The organism is Streptomyces sp. NPDC042201 (assembly GCF_055582185.1).
Window position 1 is genome coordinate 200,759 of the sequence record NZ_JBVJDS010000003.1, and the last position, 17,806, is coordinate 218,564.

General features: G+C 69.3%; 18 protein-coding genes. 8 read left to right on the forward strand and 10 right to left on the reverse strand.

Annotation, left to right across the window (positions count from 1 at the left end; genetic code table 11):
- Positions 1-49: 49 nt before the first annotated feature.
- Entirely contained in the window at positions 50-253 is a 204-nt protein-coding gene (locus ACZ6MZ_RS08395; protein WP_389782355.1) for a DUF397 domain-containing protein, read from the reverse strand.
- Positions 250-1,113 (reverse strand): helix-turn-helix domain-containing protein, encoded by an 864-nt coding sequence (locus tag ACZ6MZ_RS08400; protein WP_469350552.1) that lies wholly within the window; start codon positions 1,111-1,113, stop codon positions 250-252. Before ACZ6MZ_RS08400 ends, ACZ6MZ_RS08395 begins: the two co-directional genes overlap by 4 nt.
- 159 nt (positions 1,114-1,272) lie before the next feature.
- Here ACZ6MZ_RS08400 and ACZ6MZ_RS08405 point away from each other — a divergent pair, with 159 nt between their 5' ends.
- Complete coding sequence (locus ACZ6MZ_RS08405) at positions 1,273-1,725, forward strand: ATP-binding protein (protein ID WP_469350553.1); 453 nt, start codon at positions 1,273-1,275, stop codon at positions 1,723-1,725.
- A gap of 50 nt (positions 1,726-1,775) precedes the next feature.
- On the opposite strand, the gene ACZ6MZ_RS08410 is transcribed toward ACZ6MZ_RS08405, so the two are convergent.
- Positions 1,776-3,206 carry a serine/threonine-protein kinase gene (locus tag ACZ6MZ_RS08410; protein ID WP_469350555.1) on the reverse strand — a complete coding sequence of 477 codons (1,431 nt, stop codon included), beginning with the start codon at positions 3,204-3,206 and terminating at the stop codon, positions 1,776-1,778.
- Positions 3,207-3,480: 274 nt separating this feature from the next.
- On the opposite strand from ACZ6MZ_RS08410, the gene kdpF reads away from it, so the two are divergent.
- The 4 genes from kdpF to kdpC are packed head-to-tail and all read left to right on the forward strand — an operon-like array spanning position 3,481 to position 8,081.
- Positions 3,481-3,570, forward strand: coding sequence for a K(+)-transporting ATPase subunit F (kdpF, locus tag ACZ6MZ_RS08415; protein ID WP_389782349.1), 90 nt, complete (start codon positions 3,481-3,483; stop codon positions 3,568-3,570).
- 28 nt (positions 3,571-3,598) lie between these two features.
- Complete coding sequence (gene kdpA / locus ACZ6MZ_RS08420; protein WP_469350556.1) at positions 3,599-5,263, forward strand: potassium-transporting ATPase subunit KdpA; 1,665 nt, start codon at positions 3,599-3,601, stop codon at positions 5,261-5,263.
- Positions 5,263-7,413 (forward strand): potassium-transporting ATPase subunit KdpB, encoded by a 2,151-nt coding sequence (gene kdpB, locus ACZ6MZ_RS08425; protein WP_469350557.1) that lies wholly within the window; start codon positions 5,263-5,265, stop codon positions 7,411-7,413. Before kdpA ends, kdpB begins: the two co-directional genes overlap by 1 nt.
- 38 nt (positions 7,414-7,451) lie before the next feature.
- Positions 7,452-8,081, forward strand: a complete 630-nt coding sequence (gene kdpC / locus ACZ6MZ_RS08430) for a potassium-transporting ATPase subunit KdpC (protein ID WP_469350558.1) — start codon at positions 7,452-7,454, stop codon at positions 8,079-8,081.
- A gap of 35 nt (positions 8,082-8,116) precedes the next feature.
- On the opposite strand, the gene ACZ6MZ_RS08435 is transcribed toward kdpC, so the two are convergent.
- Positions 8,117-8,764 (reverse strand): ScbR family autoregulator-binding transcription factor, encoded by a 648-nt coding sequence (locus ACZ6MZ_RS08435; protein ID WP_389782340.1) that lies wholly within the window; start codon positions 8,762-8,764, stop codon positions 8,117-8,119.
- A 109-nt stretch (positions 8,765-8,873) separates the two neighbouring features.
- On the opposite strand from ACZ6MZ_RS08435, the gene ACZ6MZ_RS08440 reads away from it, so the two are divergent.
- The 3 genes from ACZ6MZ_RS08440 to ACZ6MZ_RS08450 all read left to right on the forward strand — a co-directional run bounded on the left by ACZ6MZ_RS08440 (position 8,874) and on the right by ACZ6MZ_RS08450 (position 11,245).
- Positions 8,874-9,794 (forward strand): ScbA/BarX family gamma-butyrolactone biosynthesis protein, encoded by a 921-nt coding sequence (locus tag ACZ6MZ_RS08440; RefSeq protein WP_469350560.1) that lies wholly within the window; start codon positions 8,874-8,876, stop codon positions 9,792-9,794.
- Positions 9,795-10,020: 226 nt separating this feature from the next.
- Complete coding sequence (locus tag ACZ6MZ_RS08445) at positions 10,021-10,713, forward strand: HAD family hydrolase (RefSeq protein ID WP_469350562.1); 693 nt, start codon at positions 10,021-10,023, stop codon at positions 10,711-10,713.
- 103 nt (positions 10,714-10,816) lie between these two features.
- Entirely contained in the window at positions 10,817-11,245 is a 429-nt protein-coding gene (locus ACZ6MZ_RS08450; protein WP_469350564.1) for a hypothetical protein, read from the forward strand.
- 34 nt (positions 11,246-11,279) lie between these two features.
- Here the strand turns inward: ACZ6MZ_RS08450 and ACZ6MZ_RS08455 are convergent, their stop codons facing one another.
- From ACZ6MZ_RS08455 to ACZ6MZ_RS08480, 6 genes are all read right to left on the reverse strand, one after another.
- On the reverse strand, positions 11,280-12,149 hold the full coding sequence (locus tag ACZ6MZ_RS08455) for an endo alpha-1,4 polygalactosaminidase (protein WP_469350566.1): 870 nt from the start codon (positions 12,147-12,149) through the stop codon (positions 11,280-11,282).
- A gap of 306 nt (positions 12,150-12,455) precedes the next feature.
- On the reverse strand, positions 12,456-13,343 hold the full coding sequence (locus tag ACZ6MZ_RS08460; RefSeq protein WP_469350567.1) for a ferritin-like domain-containing protein: 888 nt from the start codon (positions 13,341-13,343) through the stop codon (positions 12,456-12,458).
- A complete protein-coding gene (locus ACZ6MZ_RS08465) occupies positions 13,340-14,125 on the reverse strand; it encodes a ferritin-like domain-containing protein (protein WP_469350569.1) in 786 nt (261 codons plus the stop codon). The genes ACZ6MZ_RS08460 and ACZ6MZ_RS08465 overlap by 4 nt, the downstream gene beginning before the upstream one ends.
- A 248-nt stretch (positions 14,126-14,373) precedes the next feature.
- On the reverse strand, positions 14,374-15,312 hold the full coding sequence (locus ACZ6MZ_RS08470) for a carbohydrate ABC transporter permease (RefSeq protein WP_389782328.1): 939 nt from the start codon (positions 15,310-15,312) through the stop codon (positions 14,374-14,376).
- A complete protein-coding gene (locus ACZ6MZ_RS08475; RefSeq protein ID WP_469350571.1) occupies positions 15,309-16,457 on the reverse strand; it encodes a carbohydrate ABC transporter permease in 1,149 nt (382 codons plus the stop codon). Before ACZ6MZ_RS08475 ends, ACZ6MZ_RS08470 begins: the two co-directional genes overlap by 4 nt.
- A 5-nt stretch (positions 16,458-16,462) precedes the next feature.
- A complete protein-coding gene (locus tag ACZ6MZ_RS08480; RefSeq protein ID WP_469350573.1) occupies positions 16,463-17,707 on the reverse strand; it encodes a sugar ABC transporter substrate-binding protein in 1,245 nt (414 codons plus the stop codon).
- Between the last annotated feature and the right edge of the window lie 99 nt (positions 17,708-17,806).

Consider the following 17,806-nt stretch of genomic DNA (forward strand, 5'->3'; position numbering starts at 1 on the left):
CCCCGCACCGGATCGGTTTCGCTGCGGGGCACTGGTGCGTATCGAGGGCTCAGATCTGGGTCGCGTACAAAAGGAAGCTGTTCCACGTCCCCGGCGTGAGGGCGAGTCGCGGGCCCTGCCGCACCTTGGAGTCCCGGACGTGGACGGTCTCGGTCTGTCCGGAGTGCTGCAAGGACAGGGCGACCTCTATGCAGTCATCGCCGGAACCACCGCTGTAGCTGCTCTTGAACCAGGACAGTTCTGTGGTACTCATGTCGCTCCTCGCATCCGCTGCAACAGGCCCAGTGAGTCTTCCAGAGAGAGGGCCTGTGAGCGCATCCTGGCATACCGCATCTGAAGCGTGCTGACTACCTTCGAGTTGGAGATGAACTGCCCGCTCTCCTGTCCTTCACAGTAGCCGAACCACTTGTTCTCCGGGGTCTCCAAGAGCCGCATCGGACCGTCCAACCCAGCGTGATGCTCACGCACTTGCGGCATCACCTGAACCTCCACATTCCGCAGCTCTGCGATCTCCAGCACGCGATCGATGAGCCCCCGCGTCACCTCCGCCCCTCCCGTCCGCCGCAGAAACAAGTGCTCCTCCAGGATGAAGCTGAACGCCGTGTTCGGCCGCTCCCGCAACAGTCGTTGCCGTTCGGCTCGCGCCACCCACTGTGCCTCGATCTGATCGTCGCCCAGGGGCGGCAACTGGTTAACGAACAGCGTGCGCGCGTACGCCTCCGTCTGCAACAGGCCCGGCACCAAGCGGCATTCGTATGTGTACAGATTCACCGCATCCGTCTCCAGCAGTGCCCACTGCCGGAACCAGCTCGCCAGTCCCGGCTGCCGTGACAGATGACGTGCCGCGCCCCGCAGCGCCCCGAACGCGTCAAGGACTTCTTCCGCCCGTTCGACGAACTCCCGCTGCGGGAAGCGCCGGCCCTGCTCGATCGAGGCGACCGTAGGCACCGAGTACCGCACCCTCGGGGCGAACTCCTCCTGGGTCAGGCCCGCCCGTTTACGGAATGCCTTGACGACCTCGCCGAACGCCTTGAGGCTGTCCGATGTCTCCGGTTCACCGCCGCCGCCCGCACAAAGGCCCGCTCCGCCGATCTCGCTCGTACCGTCCGCCATGCCAGGACACCTCCCGCACACCCGCCTCGCCGCACACTTACAACCCGGGCATTGTCACGCCCAGTTACTTCCACTGTCTACTCTGTGTACCCGTACGCCGACGCAGCGTACGAGTCGCTGACCTGGTGGACCGGTGGTGCTCGGGGCCAGGTTGGGGCCATGACGTCATCTCCCACCCGCCCGTCGCCGGTGACCGTACGCACTTTCACTCAGCGGTTCAGCTCCACCCCGCGCGGCGCCCGTCTGGCCCGGCATCTCGCCCTTCACCGGCTGCACGGCTGGGACATTCCGTACGGCTCCGAGGCATCCGACACCGCCGCCCTGCTCGTCGCCGAACTCGCCGCGAACGCCGTCACGCACGGCCGTGTCGCGGGGCGCGACTTCGAGTTGCTGCTCAGCCTGACCCCGTACACGCTCCGCATCGACGTATCGGACACGCGGGGGGAACGACGGCCACCGGAACCGGGAGAGCTGACGGCGCCGCCGCCCGTGGCCGACGGCGGGCGGGGGCTGTTCCTCGTGGAGGCGCTCGCCGACCGGTGGGCCGTGCTCGACCGCGTACCGGTCGGCAAGACCGTCCGCGCCGAAGTGGATCTGTCGCGCCTACATTGACCAGAATGTAAGGCCGTGAACGCCTTGGCAGTACTGCCCTCGTCGTGGGCTCAGCCGGTCGTCTGCTCGTCGGGGGAAGGCGGGGGAGTGAGCGGAGGTTCTTCCGAGGGCGAAGGATCGTCGGTGGGTGCGGGGGATTCCGTCGGGGTGGGCGTCGGTGTGGGGGTGGGTGTGCGCACCGGCGTGGACTTCTGCGGGGATGTGGGCGGCGTGGGTGCCGCCGAGTCGTTCCCGGGCTTCTGATCCGAGGGCGCGGTGGTCGCCGCGCCGGAAGCGGCCGCTGACGGTCGGTGGGAGAGCGGCACCCCCGCGGGCGTCGCCACCGCTGTCGGCGCAGACGTGGGCGCCCGCGTCGAGCCCCGCTTCTCGTGGGCCGACGACGGTTGCGTGGTGCCCGGATGATCGGCGTCGCTGCTGGGGGACGCGGCGTACAAGCTGACAGATGCCGCCGCGATGGCTGTGACGACGGCGCCGAGCACCAGCCGGGGCCGGCGGGAGCGTGGCGCGGCGGGGTGCGACCGCTGCTCCGGGCTCCCCTCGCGCGCGGGCGCGGGCGGGCCGAAACGATGGTGGGCGGTGGCAGCGGCAGCGGTCGTGGTCCGGAGGCGGCTCGCGACGCGCGGCGACGGCCGTGTTTCCCAGCCGTCGGGGGCGGCGAGGAAGTCGGAAGCGTGCTGGGCGGTGGGCCGTTCCTCGGGGTCCTTCGCCAGGAGCCGCAGGACGAACGCGTCGAGGGCCTCGGGCAGGTCATGGCGGTAGCGGCGTGGCGGCTCGGGCGGGGAATCCACGTGCTGGTACAGCATGGCCGCGGCGGAATCCGCTCTGAACGGTGGACGGCCGGCGAGGAGTTCGTACAGCACGCAGCCCAGCGCGTACATGTCCGCGGCAGGCCCGGCAGGCCGCTCCAAGGCCCGTTCGGGTGCCAGGTAGGAGCTGGTCCCGATGATCTCGCCGGCCTTGGTCGGTCCGTCGGCGGGCTCGTCCACGAAGCGGGCGATCCCGAAGTCGCTCACCTTCACCGTGTCGTCGCGGTCCAGCAGCAGATTTCCCGGCTTGACGTCCCGGTGTACGACGCCCTGACGGTGGGCCGCGGCCAGACCGGCGGCCGCCTGAGCGCCGATCGTGGCGACCCGCCGCGGTGACCATGGCGCTTGTACGGACAGTTCGTCCGCCAGGCTCCGCCCGTCGACGAGTTCCGTCACCAGGTAGAGGCGGTCCCGGTCGGTGCCGGTGTCGTACACGGCCACCACGTGCGGGTGGCTCAGCCGCGCCGCCGTCCGGGCCTCCAGATGAAATCGGGCGACCGCGGCTTCGTCGGCTCTCGGATTCAGGAGCATCTTGACCGCCACCGGGCGGCCGAGTACCTCGTCCACCGCCCGCCAGACTTCGCCCATCGCGCCACGGCCGAGCCTGTCGCCCGTCCTGTACCGACCAGCCACCAACACCGACGCACGCCCCTTCCCGCTTCTCCCCCCACTCACCGTCTGCCCCCTGCGGGCCTCCTCATCCAGCGGGACGTACGGCGGACCCCCCGCCGACCCGGCCACCACTCGATCGGCCCCGGCGTGGCAAGGGGGCGCGGGAGCGGCGGGCGATAGCGTCAAAGTCCCGCTGTCAGCAGGCGCCGTGCGGGGCTGTTGGCGCTTCGCCGAACAACTCTCCGGGGTGCGCTCCTGTGTCCGACCTCAGCTACGTCGCCGTCCTCATCGCCGTGTTCGGTCTCATCGGCCTGATCGCGAAGGGGGTGAGCCGGCTGTGAGCGCCGAGAACATCGTCGGACTGACCGTCGCGGTGGTCCTCGTGGTCTATCTCGTGGTCTGCCTGATCTTCCCCGAGCGGTTCTAGTGCGGCGATATTTCCGGGAGGGGAACTGGTGAACGACACTCTCGCGGGGTGGCTTCAGATCCTCGCCCTGGTGGCGGCGCTCGCCCTGTCCTTCCGGCCGCTGGGCGACTATCTGGCGTACGTCCTCACCTCTCCCCGGCACTGGAGGGTGGAGCGGATGGTGTACCGCGCCGGTGGGGTCGACGCGGACGCGGACCAGAAATGGTCCGTGTTTCTGCGCGGGGTCCTCGCCTTCTCGCTGGTCTCGGTGCTGTTCCTCTACGGATTCCTGCGGTTGCAGAACCATCTGCTGCTCTCGCTGGGCACGCCGGCCATGGACGCCGACCAGTCGTTCAACACGGCGGCGTCCTTCGTCACGAACACGAACTGGCAGTCGTACGCGGGGGAGTCGGCGCTCGGTCATCTGGTGCAGATGTCCGGACTGGCGGTGCAGAACTTCGTCTCCGCCGCGGTCGGCATCTCCGTGGTGGCCGCGCTCATCCGCGGATTCACCCGTAAGGAGACCGACCGCGTCGGCAATTTCTGGGTCGACCTCACCCGGATCGTGCTCCGCGTCCTGCTGCCCGTCTGCGTCGTCTTCGCGATCGTGCTGGTGGCGGCAGGGACGGTGCAGAACTTCCACGGCTTCCAGTCGGTCAGCACCCTCGCGGGCGGACACCAGAGCATCCCCGGCGGCCCGGTCGCCTCGCAGGAAGCCATCAAGGAGCTGGGCACCAACGGCGGCGGCTTCTACAACGCCAACTCCGCCCACCCCTTCGAGAACCCGAACGGCTTCACCAACTGGCTGGAGACCTACCTGCTGTTGGTGATCGCCTTCTCGCTGCCGCGCACCTTCGGCACCATGGTCGGCGACCGGCGCCAGGGGTATGCGATCGTCGCCGTCATGGCCCTGATCTGGGCCTCTTCCGTCGCCATCGTCACCGCCAACGAACTGCACAGCGTGAGCAGTACGGCGGGCCACGCGGCCGGCGGAATGATGGAGGGCAAGGAACAGCGCTTCGGTGTCTGGGCCTCCGCGCTCTTCGCGGTGTCCACCACGCTGACGTCCTGTGGAGCCGTCAACTCCTCCCACGATTCGTACTCGCCCGGGGGCGGCGGTATGACGATCTTCAACATGATGCTGGGGGAGATCGCCCCCGGCGGCACCGGATCCGGTCTCTACGGCATCCTCATCGTGGCCGTCATCGCCGTCTTCGTCGCGGGGCTGATGGTCGGCCGTACGCCCGAGTACCTCGGAAAGAAGCTGCGCGGCCGGCAGATGAAGTTCGCCTCCCTGTACATCCTCACCACGCCCGCGGTGGTGCTGACCGGCGCCGGAATCGCGATGGCGCTCCCGGGCGAACGGGCGGCGATGCTCAACCCGGGGCCGCACGGCTTCTCGGAAGTGCTCTACGCCTTCACGTCGGCCGCCAACAACAACGGCTCGGCCTTCGCCGGTCTGTCCGCCAACACGGTCTGGTACAACACCGCCCTCGGTCTGGCGATGATCATCGGCCGTTTTCTGCCGATCGTGTTCGTGCTGGCCCTCGCCGGATCCCTCGCCGAGCAGCGCCCTGTCCCCGTCAACGCGGGCACGCTGCCCACGCACCGGCCCCAGTTCGTCGGTCTGCTGACCGGCGTGATCCTGATCGTCGTCGGCCTGACCTACTTCCCCGCACTCGCGCTGGGGCCGCTCGCCGAAGGGCTGCACTGATGCCCACCACCCCCGCTCAGCCCCCGCCCGCGACGGATCCGCTCGCGCCGAACAGCCGCCGGATCTCCGGCGGACTGCTGGACCCCGGGCAGCTGGTCAGGTCCTTCCCCGACGCGCTGCGCAAGCTCGATCCGCGGGTGATGTTCCGCAACCCGGTGATGTTCGTCGTCGAGGCCGGCGCGGTGCTGACGACGCTGGCGGCGATCAAGGACCCCAGCGTCTTCGCCTGGGTGATCACCGCCTGGCTCTGGCTGACCGGCGTCTTCGCCAATCTCTCCGAGGCGGTGGCCGAGGGCCGCGGCAAGGCTCAGGCCGAGACCCTGCGCCGTACGAAGACCGACACCGTGGCGCGTCGGCTCGCGGACGGGTGGCGCCCGGGAACGCGGGACGTGGGGGAGGAGGAGGTGCCGGCGGCGCGGCTGCGGCTCGGCGATGTCGTGGTGGTCGAGGCCGGCCAGGTCATCCCGGGCGACGGTGATGTCGTCGAAGGGGTCGCGAGCGTGGACGAGTCCGCGATCACGGGTGAGTCGGCGCCGGTCATCCGTGAGTCGGGCGGCGACCGTTCGGGGGTGACCGGCGGTACGAAGGTGCTGTCGGACCGCATCGTCGTACGGATCACCTCGAAGCCGGGCGAGACCTTCATCGACCGGATGATCGCACTGGTCGAGGGCGCGGCCCGGCAGAAGACACCCAACGAGATCGCGCTCAACATTCTGCTCGCCTCGCTGACCATCGTCTTCCTGATCGCCGTGGTGACGCTTCAGCCGTTCGCGATCTTCGCGCACGCCGAGCAGTCCATCGTCATCCTGGTGGCTCTGGTGGTGGCGCTGATCCCCACCACGATCGGGGCCCTGCTGTCCGCCATCGGCATCGCGGGCATGGACCGGCTGGTGCAGCGCAATGTGCTGGCCATGTCGGGCCGAGCGGTCGAGGCGGCCGGTGACGTCAACACCCTGCTGCTGGACAAGACCGGCACGATCACCCTCGGCAACCGGCAGGCCGTCGAGTTCCTGCCGGTGGGCGAGGTCGGCATCGATGAACTGGCCGACGCCGCCCAGCTGTCGTCGCTCGTGGACGAGACGCCCGAGGGCCGCTCGATCGTGGTGCTCGCCAAGGAGCGCTACGCGTTGCGCGGCCGCGGCGACGGAGAGCTGACGGACGCCGACTTCGTACCGTTCACCGCGCAGAGCCGGATGAGCGGCGTCGACCTGCACGGTCCCGACGAGACCCGCTCGCTGCGCAAGGGCGCCGCGGCGGCGGTGATGCGCTGGGTGCGCGAGAGCGGTGGCCGCACCACCGCGGATGTCGGCGGGATCGTGGACGGGATCTCGGCGAGCGGCGGCACCCCGCTGGTCGTCGCCGAGATGACCCGGCGGGGCTCCACACAGAGCGCCCGGGTGCTCGGGGTGATCCGTCTCAAGGATGTGGTGAAGGAGGGGATGCGGGAGCGGTTCGACGAGTTGCGTCGGATGGGGATCAGGACGGTGATGATCACCGGTGACAATCCGCTGACGGCGCGGGCCATCGCGGAGGAGGCGGGGGTCGACGACTTTCTCGCGGAGGCGACGCCCGAGGACAAGATGGCGTTGATCCGGCGTGAGCAGGCGGGGGGCAAGCTGGTCGCGATGACGGGGGACGGGACGAATGACGCCCCCGCGTTGGCTCAGGCGGATGTGGGCGTCGCGATGAACACCGGTACCTCGGCCGCGAAGGAGGCCGGGAACATGGTGGATCTGGACTCCAACCCGACGAAGCTGATCGAGATCGTCGAGATCGGCAAGCAACTGCTCATCACACGGGGCGCGCTGACGACGTTCTCGATCGCCAACGATGTCGCGAAGTACTTCGCGATCATCCCCGCCATGTTCGCCGCCGTCACGTCGTCCAACTCCCTCGGGGGCCTGGACAAGCTCAACATCATGCGGCTGCACAGTCCGACCTCGGCGATCTCCTCCGCGATCATCTTCAACGCGCTGATCATCCTGGCGCTGATCCCGCTCGCTCTGCGCGGCGTCCGGTACCGGCCGTCGTCGGCGGCCGCGCTCCTGAACCGCAACATCTGGCTGTACGGACTCGGCGGCCTGGTCCTCCCCTTCATCGGGATCAAGCTGATCGACCTGATCATCCAGTTCATCCCCGGTCTGCGCTGACCCAGAAGAAGCCGACCCACCAGAAGAAGGCGACTGCTGTGCCCCTCGTTCTTCGCTCCGTCATCCGGCACCATCTGGCGGCGCTGCGCATGCTGTTGGTGTTCACCGTGATCACCGGTATCGGCTATCCGCTGCTGATCACCGGTATCGCCGTTGCCGCGTTCCCGCACCAGGCCAACGGCTCGCTGATCAAGGACAACGGCCGGCCGGTGGCGTCCAGCCTGATCGGCCAGGACTTCACCCTGCCGGGGCGGAAGGGCCGGGCCACGGCCCCGCCGGACCCCAAGTGGTTCCAGCCCCGCCCTTCGGCCGCGGGCACCACGGGGTACGACCCGACCGGCTCGGCCGCCTCGAACCTGGGCCCCAACAACCCGGTCCTGGTGAAGGCGGTCAAGGAGCGCAGGGCCGCGGTGGCCGCCTTCGACGGCGTCCGGCCGGACAGCGTGCCGGTCGACGCGGTCACCGCCTCGGGCTCCGGGCTCGACCCCGACATCTCGCGGGCGTACGCGGACGAACAGGTCAACCGGGTGGCCAGGGCCCGTGGGCTGAGCGCGGCAACGGTACGTGGACTCGTCGCCGACCACGTCACGGGCCGTGACCTCGGTTTCCTGGGGCAGGACGCCGTCAACGTCGTTGAGCTGAACCATGATCTCGCCACATTGAGGTGATCACGGATCCGATCCGCAGTTCAGTTCAGCTCAGCTCAGCGGGCGGTGTCACGGTCGTGCACCCGGGCGAGCAGAGCCGCCGGACCGGGGTCGGCCTGCAGAGCCCTCAGGAGCAGCAGCCACAGGTCGTGCAGCCCCTCTTCGATCTGCCGCCGCCCCTCCAGGGCGTCGGAGACGGTGTGCAGCCCGAAGAACGCGGACACGAGGCCGTGCGCGGCCATCTCGGGTGTGACGCCGACGGCGAGGTCTCCCTCCCGGTGGGCCTCTTCGAGCAGTTCGGTGACGGTCTCGATCCAGCCGACGAAGGGGCGCGGCAGGGTGACGTCGATGGCCTTGCGCTCGGCCCAGAGCCGGGATCCGGCCCGGATGACGACATCGTCGCGGAAGGCCCGTGCGACGGCGAAACTCAGGCCGACCAGCCTTTCGAGTGCCGGAACTTCGGTCGACCGGTACTGATCGATCAGCTGCGGCCAGGTGGCGAAATGCGCCTCGACAATGGCCAGGGCGAGTTTCTCCTTACTGGCGTAATGGAAGTAGATGGCCCCGCTGGTACGGCCGGACCGCGCGCTGATATCGCTGATGCTGGTGCCGGAATAACCCCGTTCATCGAACAGGTGTGCAGCCGCCTCCAAGAGAAACCTCCGTGTCGTTTCCGCCCGTACCTGCTTCGCCCGAACCTGCACGTGTACCCCGGATTCCCGTTCCGTCGATGACAGCACGCAATGTAGTGCTTTCCCAGCCGGGGTCAGCGGACAGGGTGCACTTTCGTAAGAATTACGATTCTCTTATCGCATGGATACATCGGTTGGCCACCTCACCGAGGAAATCCGGCCACTCACCTGGTCGCGCACCGTCGCGCGTGAGCTGGTGCACCGGAGCTCCGTGGCGGAAGTACTTCTCACCGACGTACGGATGCTCGAAAGCGGCGACTACGAGGCCGCCGCTTCCTGGCCCCGGTCCCATCCGACCTTCCCGCGTGACGGCGCCGATCTGCACAGTCCGCTGATGCTCGTCGAGACGCTGCGGCAGCTCGGTATCTACATTCCCCTGCGGTATTTCGCGGTCCCCGAGTCGGCGCGTTCGGTCATCAGTGATCTGTTCTTCGAGACCGACCCGTCGGCGGAGCCCCGGGCCCTCTCCGGCGCGACCGGCGTCACCTGTCTGGCGCGGGCGAGCGACGTACGCCGCGGGCCGGACGGCACCGTCACCGGCCTGCGGCTTCATGTCGGCTTCAGTGCCCATGGGGTGCCGTTCGCCCAGGCCGGAGGCGGTGCGCGATTCCTGGGCGGCGAGCGGTACGCCGAAGTGCGCGAGGGGCGTACGGAGTCCACCGCCCCGCACGCGGCGCCGACGGCCGAGGGGGACCGCCCCGACCCCCGGAGCCTGGGGCTGACCAGCGCGCACGACGTCGTGATCGGACGCGACGGCGGCGGCCTCCTGGTGGCGCCGGCCGATCCGCGGCATCCGTTCTTCTTCGACCACGCCACGGACCATGTGCCGGGCATGGTGCTGCTGGAGGCCGCCCGTCAGGCCGTGGCCGTGGAAAGCCGGGGCGCGCTGCTGCGCCCCGTGGCCGGACGGCTGAAAGCGGCACGCTTCATCGAATTCAGCCCGCCCGCCCGCGTCCGGTGCGTGTCGCACCACGAGACATGCGTCTTTCGATTTCTCCAGGACGGCGAACAGAAGGCTTTCGGCATCCTCCGCTACAGGTAAACCCTGAGAATACTCTGCGAAGCCACTTGACTACCGAGAGTTTACCTCTCTAGCGTAGCGATCGTTATGTTCTTCGGCGGACGCCGAAAACAGCCTTCTTCATCAGGCTGCGCCCGCCTGGGACCGCACCCGCCCGAGAGTGGCTGACCAACGCGCCCACGGTGTTTCGTGCCGTCGCGGCGGCGAGCAGTGCCGCTTTCAGGGCTCTCCTGAACGGAACAATGGGATGACATTCCATCGCATCCATTCCTGGACTCCCTCGGCCGTCGTCTTCGACTGTGACGGCACGCTCATGGACACCGAATGCCACTGGCAGGACGCGCGAATTCTCGTACTGCGCGAGTATGAGTTCGAGCCGGCCCCGGGGTTCGCGGAGCGCGCCAAGGGGCTGCACTACACCGAATGCGGACGCCTCATGGCCGACGAGGCCGGGCGCCCGGAACTCGCCGCGGAGATGACCGGCCTGCTTCTCGCGCATTTCCGCGCCCTGGTCGACGAGAACCCCATGACCATGCCCGGCGCCCGTCAACTGGTCGAGTTCTGCGCGAAGTTCGCGCCGCTGGCCGTGGCCAGCAACTGCCCCAGAGAAGTCGTTGAGTCCTCCCTCGCCAGAGCCGGCCTCCTCGACTCCTTCGAACACATCGTGGTGCCGGACGACGAGATCCGGCCCAAGCCGCACCCGGACGTGTACCTCACCGCGGCCCGGCTCTGCGGGGTCGAACCGGCCGACACGCTGGCGGTCGAGGACTCCCTCACCGGCATCCGGTCCGCGGTGCAGGCGGGGATGCGGGTCCTGGGGGTCGGTCCCTGGCCGGGGGAGCAGGTCGCGGCACTGGTCGACCTGTGGGTCCGCTCGCTGGACGAGCCTGAGCTGTCCGTCTGGGCCGGCGGGCGCGGCACCGCCAAGGGCCCGCGCTGATGGTCACCCCGCGACGCCGTTGGTCGGTCGGGCGGTGTCCGCCTACCATGACCGCATGGAACATATCCGTCCATAAACCTCCGCGCAGGGAGATGGCCATCGGATGGACGAGGAACGTGCCGGCCGTCTCGTGTCGTCGCTGCGGGCCCGCGGTGTCATGGCTCACCTGGCCCACCTGGGCGTCTACGAGTTCGGGGTGCAGGTCGTGCTCGCCGAGGGAGGTGAGGCGATCTGGGACGCCGACGAGGTGGCGGGCCTGAGAGCGGAAGTCGTCGAGGACGGCGTGCTCATGGGCTACGTCCCACATGTGCCGGGCTCCGAGACCTTCACCGAGGAGCAGCTCATGCGGGTGATCGCCACCACCCGGTACGCCAAGGACGGACTGCATCCTCCCTCGGACGAGCGCGCCGGCCCGAGTGAAGACGCCACGCCCGGGCATCAAGGTCCGGCCCCCGGGCCCGTCACCCCGCCGCGACGCCCGCATCACGGCCGCAGATTCCCCTGGCGCCCCCGACGCCCGGACGCCTCCTAGTTCCCGGTCGCGGCACTAGAAGGCAACGTGCGCTTCAGCAGCGCGCGTTGGCATGGCCCGACTGTCCTGCGGGCACGACGTCGCGGTCCCGCAGGACGATCGCCAGCCGGTCGCCCCACTCCCGGCAGGCGGTGGTGAAGTCCGCCCGCCGGTACTCGACCACGAACACCTTGTCGTCGTAGGCATCGGCGTACGCCGCGCATTCGTCGTAGCGCGCGCACTCCTCCGCGACGGCGAAGTCAAAACCGATGCCGGCCCGCAGCTCCGTCATCTCGGCCGCGTTCTTCTGGCCGATCGCCAGGCCCGCCCGGTGGGCCCGTTCGGCCAGCAGCCGGGCGAAGCCGGCCGCGTGTGTCCGGTCGAGCAGCCCGTCCGACCGCAGATAGGAGTCCAGATTGTCCGCCTCGACGGCGTCGAATCCGCTGTCGGCGCAGCCCTCGATCCAGCCGCCGACGACGCCCGCCAGCCGCTCGCGCCGGTCGGCGGTGGAGATGTCCAGCAGCGGTTCCCGCCAGTCCTCGTCGATGACGGACCCGCCGTCCGCGTCGCGCAGCAGCAGGTCCGGATGCTCCTTCTCCCACCACCGCACGGCGTCCGGCTGTGCCTGGTACGCGTTGATGTAGCAGATGTTGTACGAGCCGGGGGCCGGGGCCGCCGTACGGTCCCTGATGACCGTACGTACCCCGCCGGGCGGCTCGTACGGACCGCCGAGCTGGTAGTCGAAGGGCTCGTCCGCCCGCGGCTGCCGCACCTCGCGGCCGGTGGGGGAGTCCTCGGCGGGGGAATCTCCGGTGCTGCCGCACCCGGAGAGGACGAGTGACAGGGAGAGCGACAGGACGAGCAACGGCGCCGCCGACGCACGGACGGCGGACCGGCCGGACCGGGAGCCGGGAGCGTGCGGCAAGACGGCGCCTCGGTTTCTGAGCAGCGCGAAGGACCCGGCCAGTCTCGCACCGGCCCCGCCGGGGCGGGCGCCCGGGGGGAAGCCGGTGCGTGCCCGCTCTCCGCAGCTCCGGGACTCGCTCCCGGGCACGCACCAGCCAGGCCCTCTCCGGTCGATCTTCGCGGGCCCGCGACGCCCGGCACGGCACCTCGCCGCGTTGTCGGAGTCACCCAAGTACGTCCAGTACGAGGGCGATCCTCCGCCTTGCGATGTACCGCACCGGACGCCGCGGGCTGATCCACGAAGATCGACCGGACAGGACCTAGCTCACACCGTCAGAAGGCTCGGCTTGGCCGCCAGGTCGACGGGCAGGAAGGCCTCGGGAACCGGGGTCTCGCCGAGGAAGAAGTTCAGGATGGTGGCATGCATCGCCTCCACCGGCGCGATGGTGGCCGCGGTCCGGATCCCCGCCGCGCTTTTGACGTTGTAGGTCGCGAAGAGATACGTCTGCGCGGCCTGGTCCTCCAGCTGGAGGGCGAGCTTGGAGACGGCCCCGACGTTGGTGGCCTTGCCCAGAGCGGTGGTGACCTTCTTCTGGTTGGACAGCGGTACACCGGTGATGGCGGGCTTGCGCGCGCCGGTCAGTACGGCGTTCCACGCCTTGGCGTGGTCGGCGTGCTGGGCCATCGCCGTGGTGACGAAGGTCGTCACGGCGGGCGGCACGGTGCCGAGCTTGCCCGCCTTGGCCGCGGCCAGCGTCCCCTTGTAGACGCCCACGGCCTGATTCTCCAGCGCGACCGCCAGCGCGACGATCTTCAGGTCGCCGGTGTACACGCTCTTGTCCACGACGGGCGAGGCCGATTTGGCGGCCGGCGGCGCGGCGGAACCCTTGTCGCTGGAGCAGGCCGCGAGCAGGAAGGCGGCCCCGGCGCCTGCGGCGCCCAGCAGGAAGCGCCGGCGCCCGGGACCGGCCGGGTCGTCCTGAGCCGGGTCGTCCTGAGCCGAGCCGTCCTGAGCCGAGCCGTCCTGCGCCGCGTGGTCCCGCGTCGTGTGGTCCCGCGCCGCGCCACCGGCCGTGATCTGTTCCGTGAGTTCGGCGGCGCTCGCGCGCATCGCGGAGAGCGTTCCGAGGTGGGCCTCCGCCATGCCGGCGGTGAGGCGGGTGAGTTCGTCCTCGCTGATGGGCAGCTCCCAGCCGCCACGGGCAGTACTCACTTGACGGCCCCTTCGGAGATCGGGGAAGCGTTGTCGGTCGGGTAGAAGGCATCGGGGAACCCGGCGCTTCCGACCTCGGCGGGCAGATTGGCGAGATCCGGTGACATCGCGAGCAGGTTGGTGTTGCCCACGTTGAGCAGGTCCTGCATGGCCAGCAGGATCGCGCGGTGCTGCGCCTCGACCGGGGCGACGGACGCGAAGAGCCGGCGCAGACGCGCGTCGCTGACCTGGCCGACGTTCTTGGTGTAGGTCTGCGAGGCCACGTCCTCCAGGGAGAGGATCAGCGAGACCACCTCCGCCGGGGTGGTCATGGACGGCACTTCCTCCTGGACCATGGCCTCGTACTTCGGGTCGGGCCCGCGCTGCGCCTTACCGCCCGCCCGGGTGGCGGCGGCGTTGAACGCCTTGGCGTGCTCCTCGTGCTGCTGGGCGGTTCTGGTGACGAACTGCGAGATCAGCTTGTTGCCGTGCTTGATGAACGCCATGCCGGCGGCGGTCCGGTAGACGCTCACCGCCAGATTCTCGATGGACGCGGCCGTCTGCAACGCCATGATGTCGTCGCGCGACGTGGCCGCCACCGCGCGGGTGGAGCCGAGGAGGGCCGCCGCGCCGGCCGCACCGGCGAGCACCCCGCCCCGTCGCCACCACCGGCCCGGTGGCTCCGCGGCCTCGGCGAAGTCCGCCAGCGCGCTGCCCGTCATCCTCAGGGCGTCGCTGTTCAGATCGTATGACTGCTCGGTCAGTTCTTTCAGCAGTCGGGTGTCGATGCGCTCCGCGCCCATCACGCCCCATCTCTCTCGGCGCCCGCGCCACCGCGGGTACTCTCACCGACACACTCGCGAGGCTGACCCGTGCCTCCCGCCGACCTCCCCGGCATGGCGTGTTGTTTCACTCCATCAGCCGAACGGGCGCACCACCGGGTCGTACGAACGACCGGGCCCGGCCGCCCGCATCAGAAGAAGGGGCGGCCGGGCCAGGACCGGCGTTCGCGTCGCACTCCGGCGCCGTCAGCTCTCGACGGCGCCCGGCCTCACTCCTTGACCGCTCCCGCGTTGGCGCCGTTGACGAAGTAGCGCTGGAAGCAGAAGAACATCGCGGCCACCGGCACGGTGGAGAGCAGGGCAGCGGCCAGCTTCAGCGGATACTGCGTGCCACCGCCGAGGCCGCCCGAGACGAAGCGGGCCAGGCCCGTGGTGAGCGTCTCGTACTGGCCGGACTGGGTGGCGACGAGGAAGTGCGTGAACTCGTTCCACGACCCCTGGAACGACAGGATCGTCAGGGTGATCAGCGCGGGCCTGGCCATCGGCAGGACGACCGACCAGAAGATCCGGAACACGCCCGCGCCGTCGACCCGCGCGGCCTCCTCGACCTCGGGCGGCACCGATTCGAAGAACTGCTTCATGATGAAGATGCCCGCCGCGTCCACCAGCAGCGGCAGGATCATGCCGGTGTAGGTGTCGAAGATCCCGAAGGTGTTGAGCACCAGGAACTTCGGGATGAGCAGCGCCACGCCGGGCACCGCCATCACCGCGAGCACGAACGCGAACAGCACCGAGCGGCCCCGGAAGCGCAGCCGCGCCAGCGCGTACCCCGCCATCGAGTCGAACAGCACCCGGCCCGCGGTGACGACGACCGCCACCACCGCCGAGTTGCTGAGCCAGCGCAGGAAGGGCACCCCGTCCGCGGCCTCGCTCAGCCCGAACAGCCGCTGATACGCCGCCGTCGTCGGGGTGGTGGGCAGCAGGGCCAGCGGATGCGCGGCGGCATCCGGGTCCGTCTTGAAGCCGGTCACCAACTGGAGGAGGAACGGCAGCAGATAGAGCAGCGCCATCCCGATCACCAGGGCGTAGCCCAGCGCCCTCAGCGGGATGGGAAAACGGCCCAGGACGGGTTGTGCCCGGTCGCGCGAGGCGCGACGGAGACGGGCCCGCTCGGCCCGGTCCCGTACGGCCGTACCTGCGGCGCTCATCGGTTCCTCCTCTTACGTACGCCACGCTCCTGCAGCGCCCAGCGCTGGAGCGCGGTCAGGACGAGGATCAGGGCGAGCAGGATGAACGCGATGGCCGACCCCTGGCCGAAGTCCGCGTTGTCGAAGCCCGCGGAGTACGACAGGAAGGCGGGCGTGAGCGTCGTATTGCCCGGGGCGCCCTGGCCCATCACGTACACCTGGTCGAAGACCTGCCAGGTGGAGATCAGCCCCAGGGTGAGGACCAGGAACAGCACGGGACGCAGCGCGGGCAGCGTCACGTACCGCAGCAGCTGACGCCGGTTGACCCCTTCCAGGGCCGCCGACTCCTCCAGCTCCCGCGGGATGTTCTGGAGCGCCGCGAGGAAGATCAGCATGAAGGTGCCCGAGGTGGTCCACACCGCCAGCAGGATGATCGTGCACATCGCGACCGAGGGGCCCGAGAGCCACTCGAACCACGAAAGCCCCATGACGGAGTGTTCGGCCAGCATCCCGGTGGGCCGCTCGGGATCGACGATCCCCAGACCGCCCAGGATCAGCGAGAGCACCCCGCGCGGGTCCGCGAACCAGTTCGGTCCCTTCACCCCGATCCAGGACAGCAGGGCGTTGACGGCTCCGCTGCCCTGGAAGAGGAAGAGGAAGACCGTGGAGACGGCGATGGAGCTGGTGACCGACGGGAAGAAGAACGTCGTACGCAGCGCGCCCCGCCCCCGCAGCAGCCGCTGATTGACGATCAGGGCCAGGACCAGCGCCAGCACGGTCTGCAGGGGCACGGTCAGCAGCACGTAATAGGCGTTGTTGCGCAGGGCGGTCGCGAACAGTGTGCGGTCGAGACCGTCCTGCGTGAACAGCGTCCGGTAGTTCTCCAGACCGACGAAATCGGTCTCACTGGAGAACGGGTTGGACTGTCCGTCCCAGTGCAGCAGGCTCACCCAGAGCGCCATGAGGATGGGCAGCACCAGGAACAGGCCGAGGATCAGCACCATGGGGCTGACGAACAGCCAGCCCCAGGCACCCTCCCCGCGACGGCCCGCGCGCAGGGCGCGGGCCGTCGCGGTCGAACCGGGTCCGCCGGGTGCGCCGTCAGGGGCGCCAGGCGTACCGGTCGTACGGGGGGTACCGCTCGTGCGCATCGTGCGGATGGGCATGCGGCTCAGTTGCCCTTCGCGATGGCCTGTTCGCCGTTGCGCTGGAGGTCGGCGAGGATCTTCTTCGGGTCGGCGGTGCGCAGCGACTGGAGATCGGTGTTGAACTGGCTCAGCACCTTGTCGAAGCCGGCGATGGTCACCGGACCCTGTGCGTACGCGCTGCCGTCGACCCACGCCTTGGCGGCCGGCTGCTGCTCGGCGTACGTCTTCAGCGCGCTCGTACGCGACGGCATGACACCGAATCCTTCGGCGAACTTGATCTGCTGGTCAGCGGTGGTCAGGGACTTGACCAGGTCGACACTGGCCTCGCGGTGGGCGCTGTCGGCGGCGACGCCCCAGCAGGTGCTGAAGGCGAGCGTGCCCTGACCGGCAGGACCCGCGGGCAGCGGCGCGATGGCGTACTTCACATCCGGGTAGTCGAGCTTCATGCCGCCGTCGAGCCAGTTGCCCTCGATGGTCATGGCGGCCTTGCCCTTGCCGAGCGCCTCGCCGCCCCAGCTGGTGTCCACCTGCTTGGCGAACTTCATCGAGCCCGACTTGAGCAGGGACTGGACGAAGGTGAGCCCCTCGGCGTTCTCCGGGGTGTCGGCGGTCATCTTCTTCTGGTCGGCGTCGGTGACCCAGCCGCCGGCCTGCTTCATGAAGACGCCGAGACGCTGGTACTCGTCGCTGGTGACCAGGCCGGTGACGCCGTCGCCCGTGAGCTTGTCCGCGACGGTCTCCAGGTCCTTCCAGGTCTTCGGGTAGTCCTTCTCCGTCAGCCCGGCCTTCTTCCACAGGTCGGAGTTGATGGCGAGACCGAGGGTGGAGGTGTCCTTGGGCAGGCACACCAGCTTCCCGTCGTACGAGAAGGAGGTGCGCAGCTGCTCGGAGAAGTCGCCGGCGTCGGATATCTGGTCCCCGTACGGGTACAGGGATCCGCCCTTGGCGTAGTTGGCGAACTGGTCGGAGTTGACGTAGAAGACGTCCGGCGGCTTGTGCCCGGCGAAGGACTGGGCCAGCTGCTGGTTCATGTCCTTGGCGACCTCGACGGTGACCGTGTTGCCGGACTTCTTCGCGTACGCGGCGGCAGCGGTCTTGACGGCCTGGGTCTCGGCGTCCCCCGAGGTGGCGATCAGCACCGTCAGTTTCTGCTTGCCGGTCTTGGCCTGCTCGGGCTCCTTGTCGTCGCCGAAGCTTGATGAGCAGCCGGTGGCGGCCAGCAGCGCCGCGCAGGTGGCGAGGGCGGCGACGGCCGTGCGGGTGACCATGAATTCCTCCAGAAGGGATAAAACAAGCGGCTCAGCTGCCCGGGAGGGGCGTGCTGTGGATCGGTGGCCCTAGGGCCGTGGTGGCCCTTGGCAGGGCGC

What these genes read in the sequence shown, in the direction of transcription:
- ACZ6MZ_RS08470 (WP_389782328.1), bottom strand. Translation starts at nt 15,312, where the DNA reads ATGAGCGCCGCAGGTACGGCCGTACGGGACCGGGCCGAGCGGGCCCGT.
- ACZ6MZ_RS08450 (WP_469350564.1), top strand. Translation starts at nt 10,817, where the DNA reads ATGGACGAGGAACGTGCCGGCCGTCTCGTGTCGTCGCTGCGGGCCCGC.
- ACZ6MZ_RS08440 (WP_469350560.1), top strand. Translation starts at nt 8,874, where the DNA reads ATGGATACATCGGTTGGCCACCTCACCGAGGAAATCCGGCCACTCACC.
- ACZ6MZ_RS08445 (WP_469350562.1), top strand. Translation starts at nt 10,021, where the DNA reads ATGACATTCCATCGCATCCATTCCTGGACTCCCTCGGCCGTCGTCTTC.
- ACZ6MZ_RS08475 (WP_469350571.1), bottom strand. Translation starts at nt 16,457, where the DNA reads ATGCCCATCCGCACGATGCGCACGAGCGGTACCCCCCGTACGACCGGT.
- ACZ6MZ_RS08405 (WP_469350553.1), top strand. Translation starts at nt 1,273, where the DNA reads ATGACGTCATCTCCCACCCGCCCGTCGCCGGTGACCGTACGCACTTTC.
- ACZ6MZ_RS08465 (WP_469350569.1), bottom strand. Translation starts at nt 14,125, where the DNA reads ATGGGCGCGGAGCGCATCGACACCCGACTGCTGAAAGAACTGACCGAG.
- ACZ6MZ_RS08480 (WP_469350573.1), bottom strand. Translation starts at nt 17,707, where the DNA reads ATGGTCACCCGCACGGCCGTCGCCGCCCTCGCCACCTGCGCGGCGCTG.
- kdpB (WP_469350557.1), top strand. Translation starts at nt 5,263, where the DNA reads ATGCCCACCACCCCCGCTCAGCCCCCGCCCGCGACGGATCCGCTCGCG.
- ACZ6MZ_RS08400 (WP_469350552.1), bottom strand. Translation starts at nt 1,113, where the DNA reads ATGGCGGACGGTACGAGCGAGATCGGCGGAGCGGGCCTTTGTGCGGGC.
- ACZ6MZ_RS08395 (WP_389782355.1), bottom strand. Translation starts at nt 253, where the DNA reads ATGAGTACCACAGAACTGTCCTGGTTCAAGAGCAGCTACAGCGGTGGT.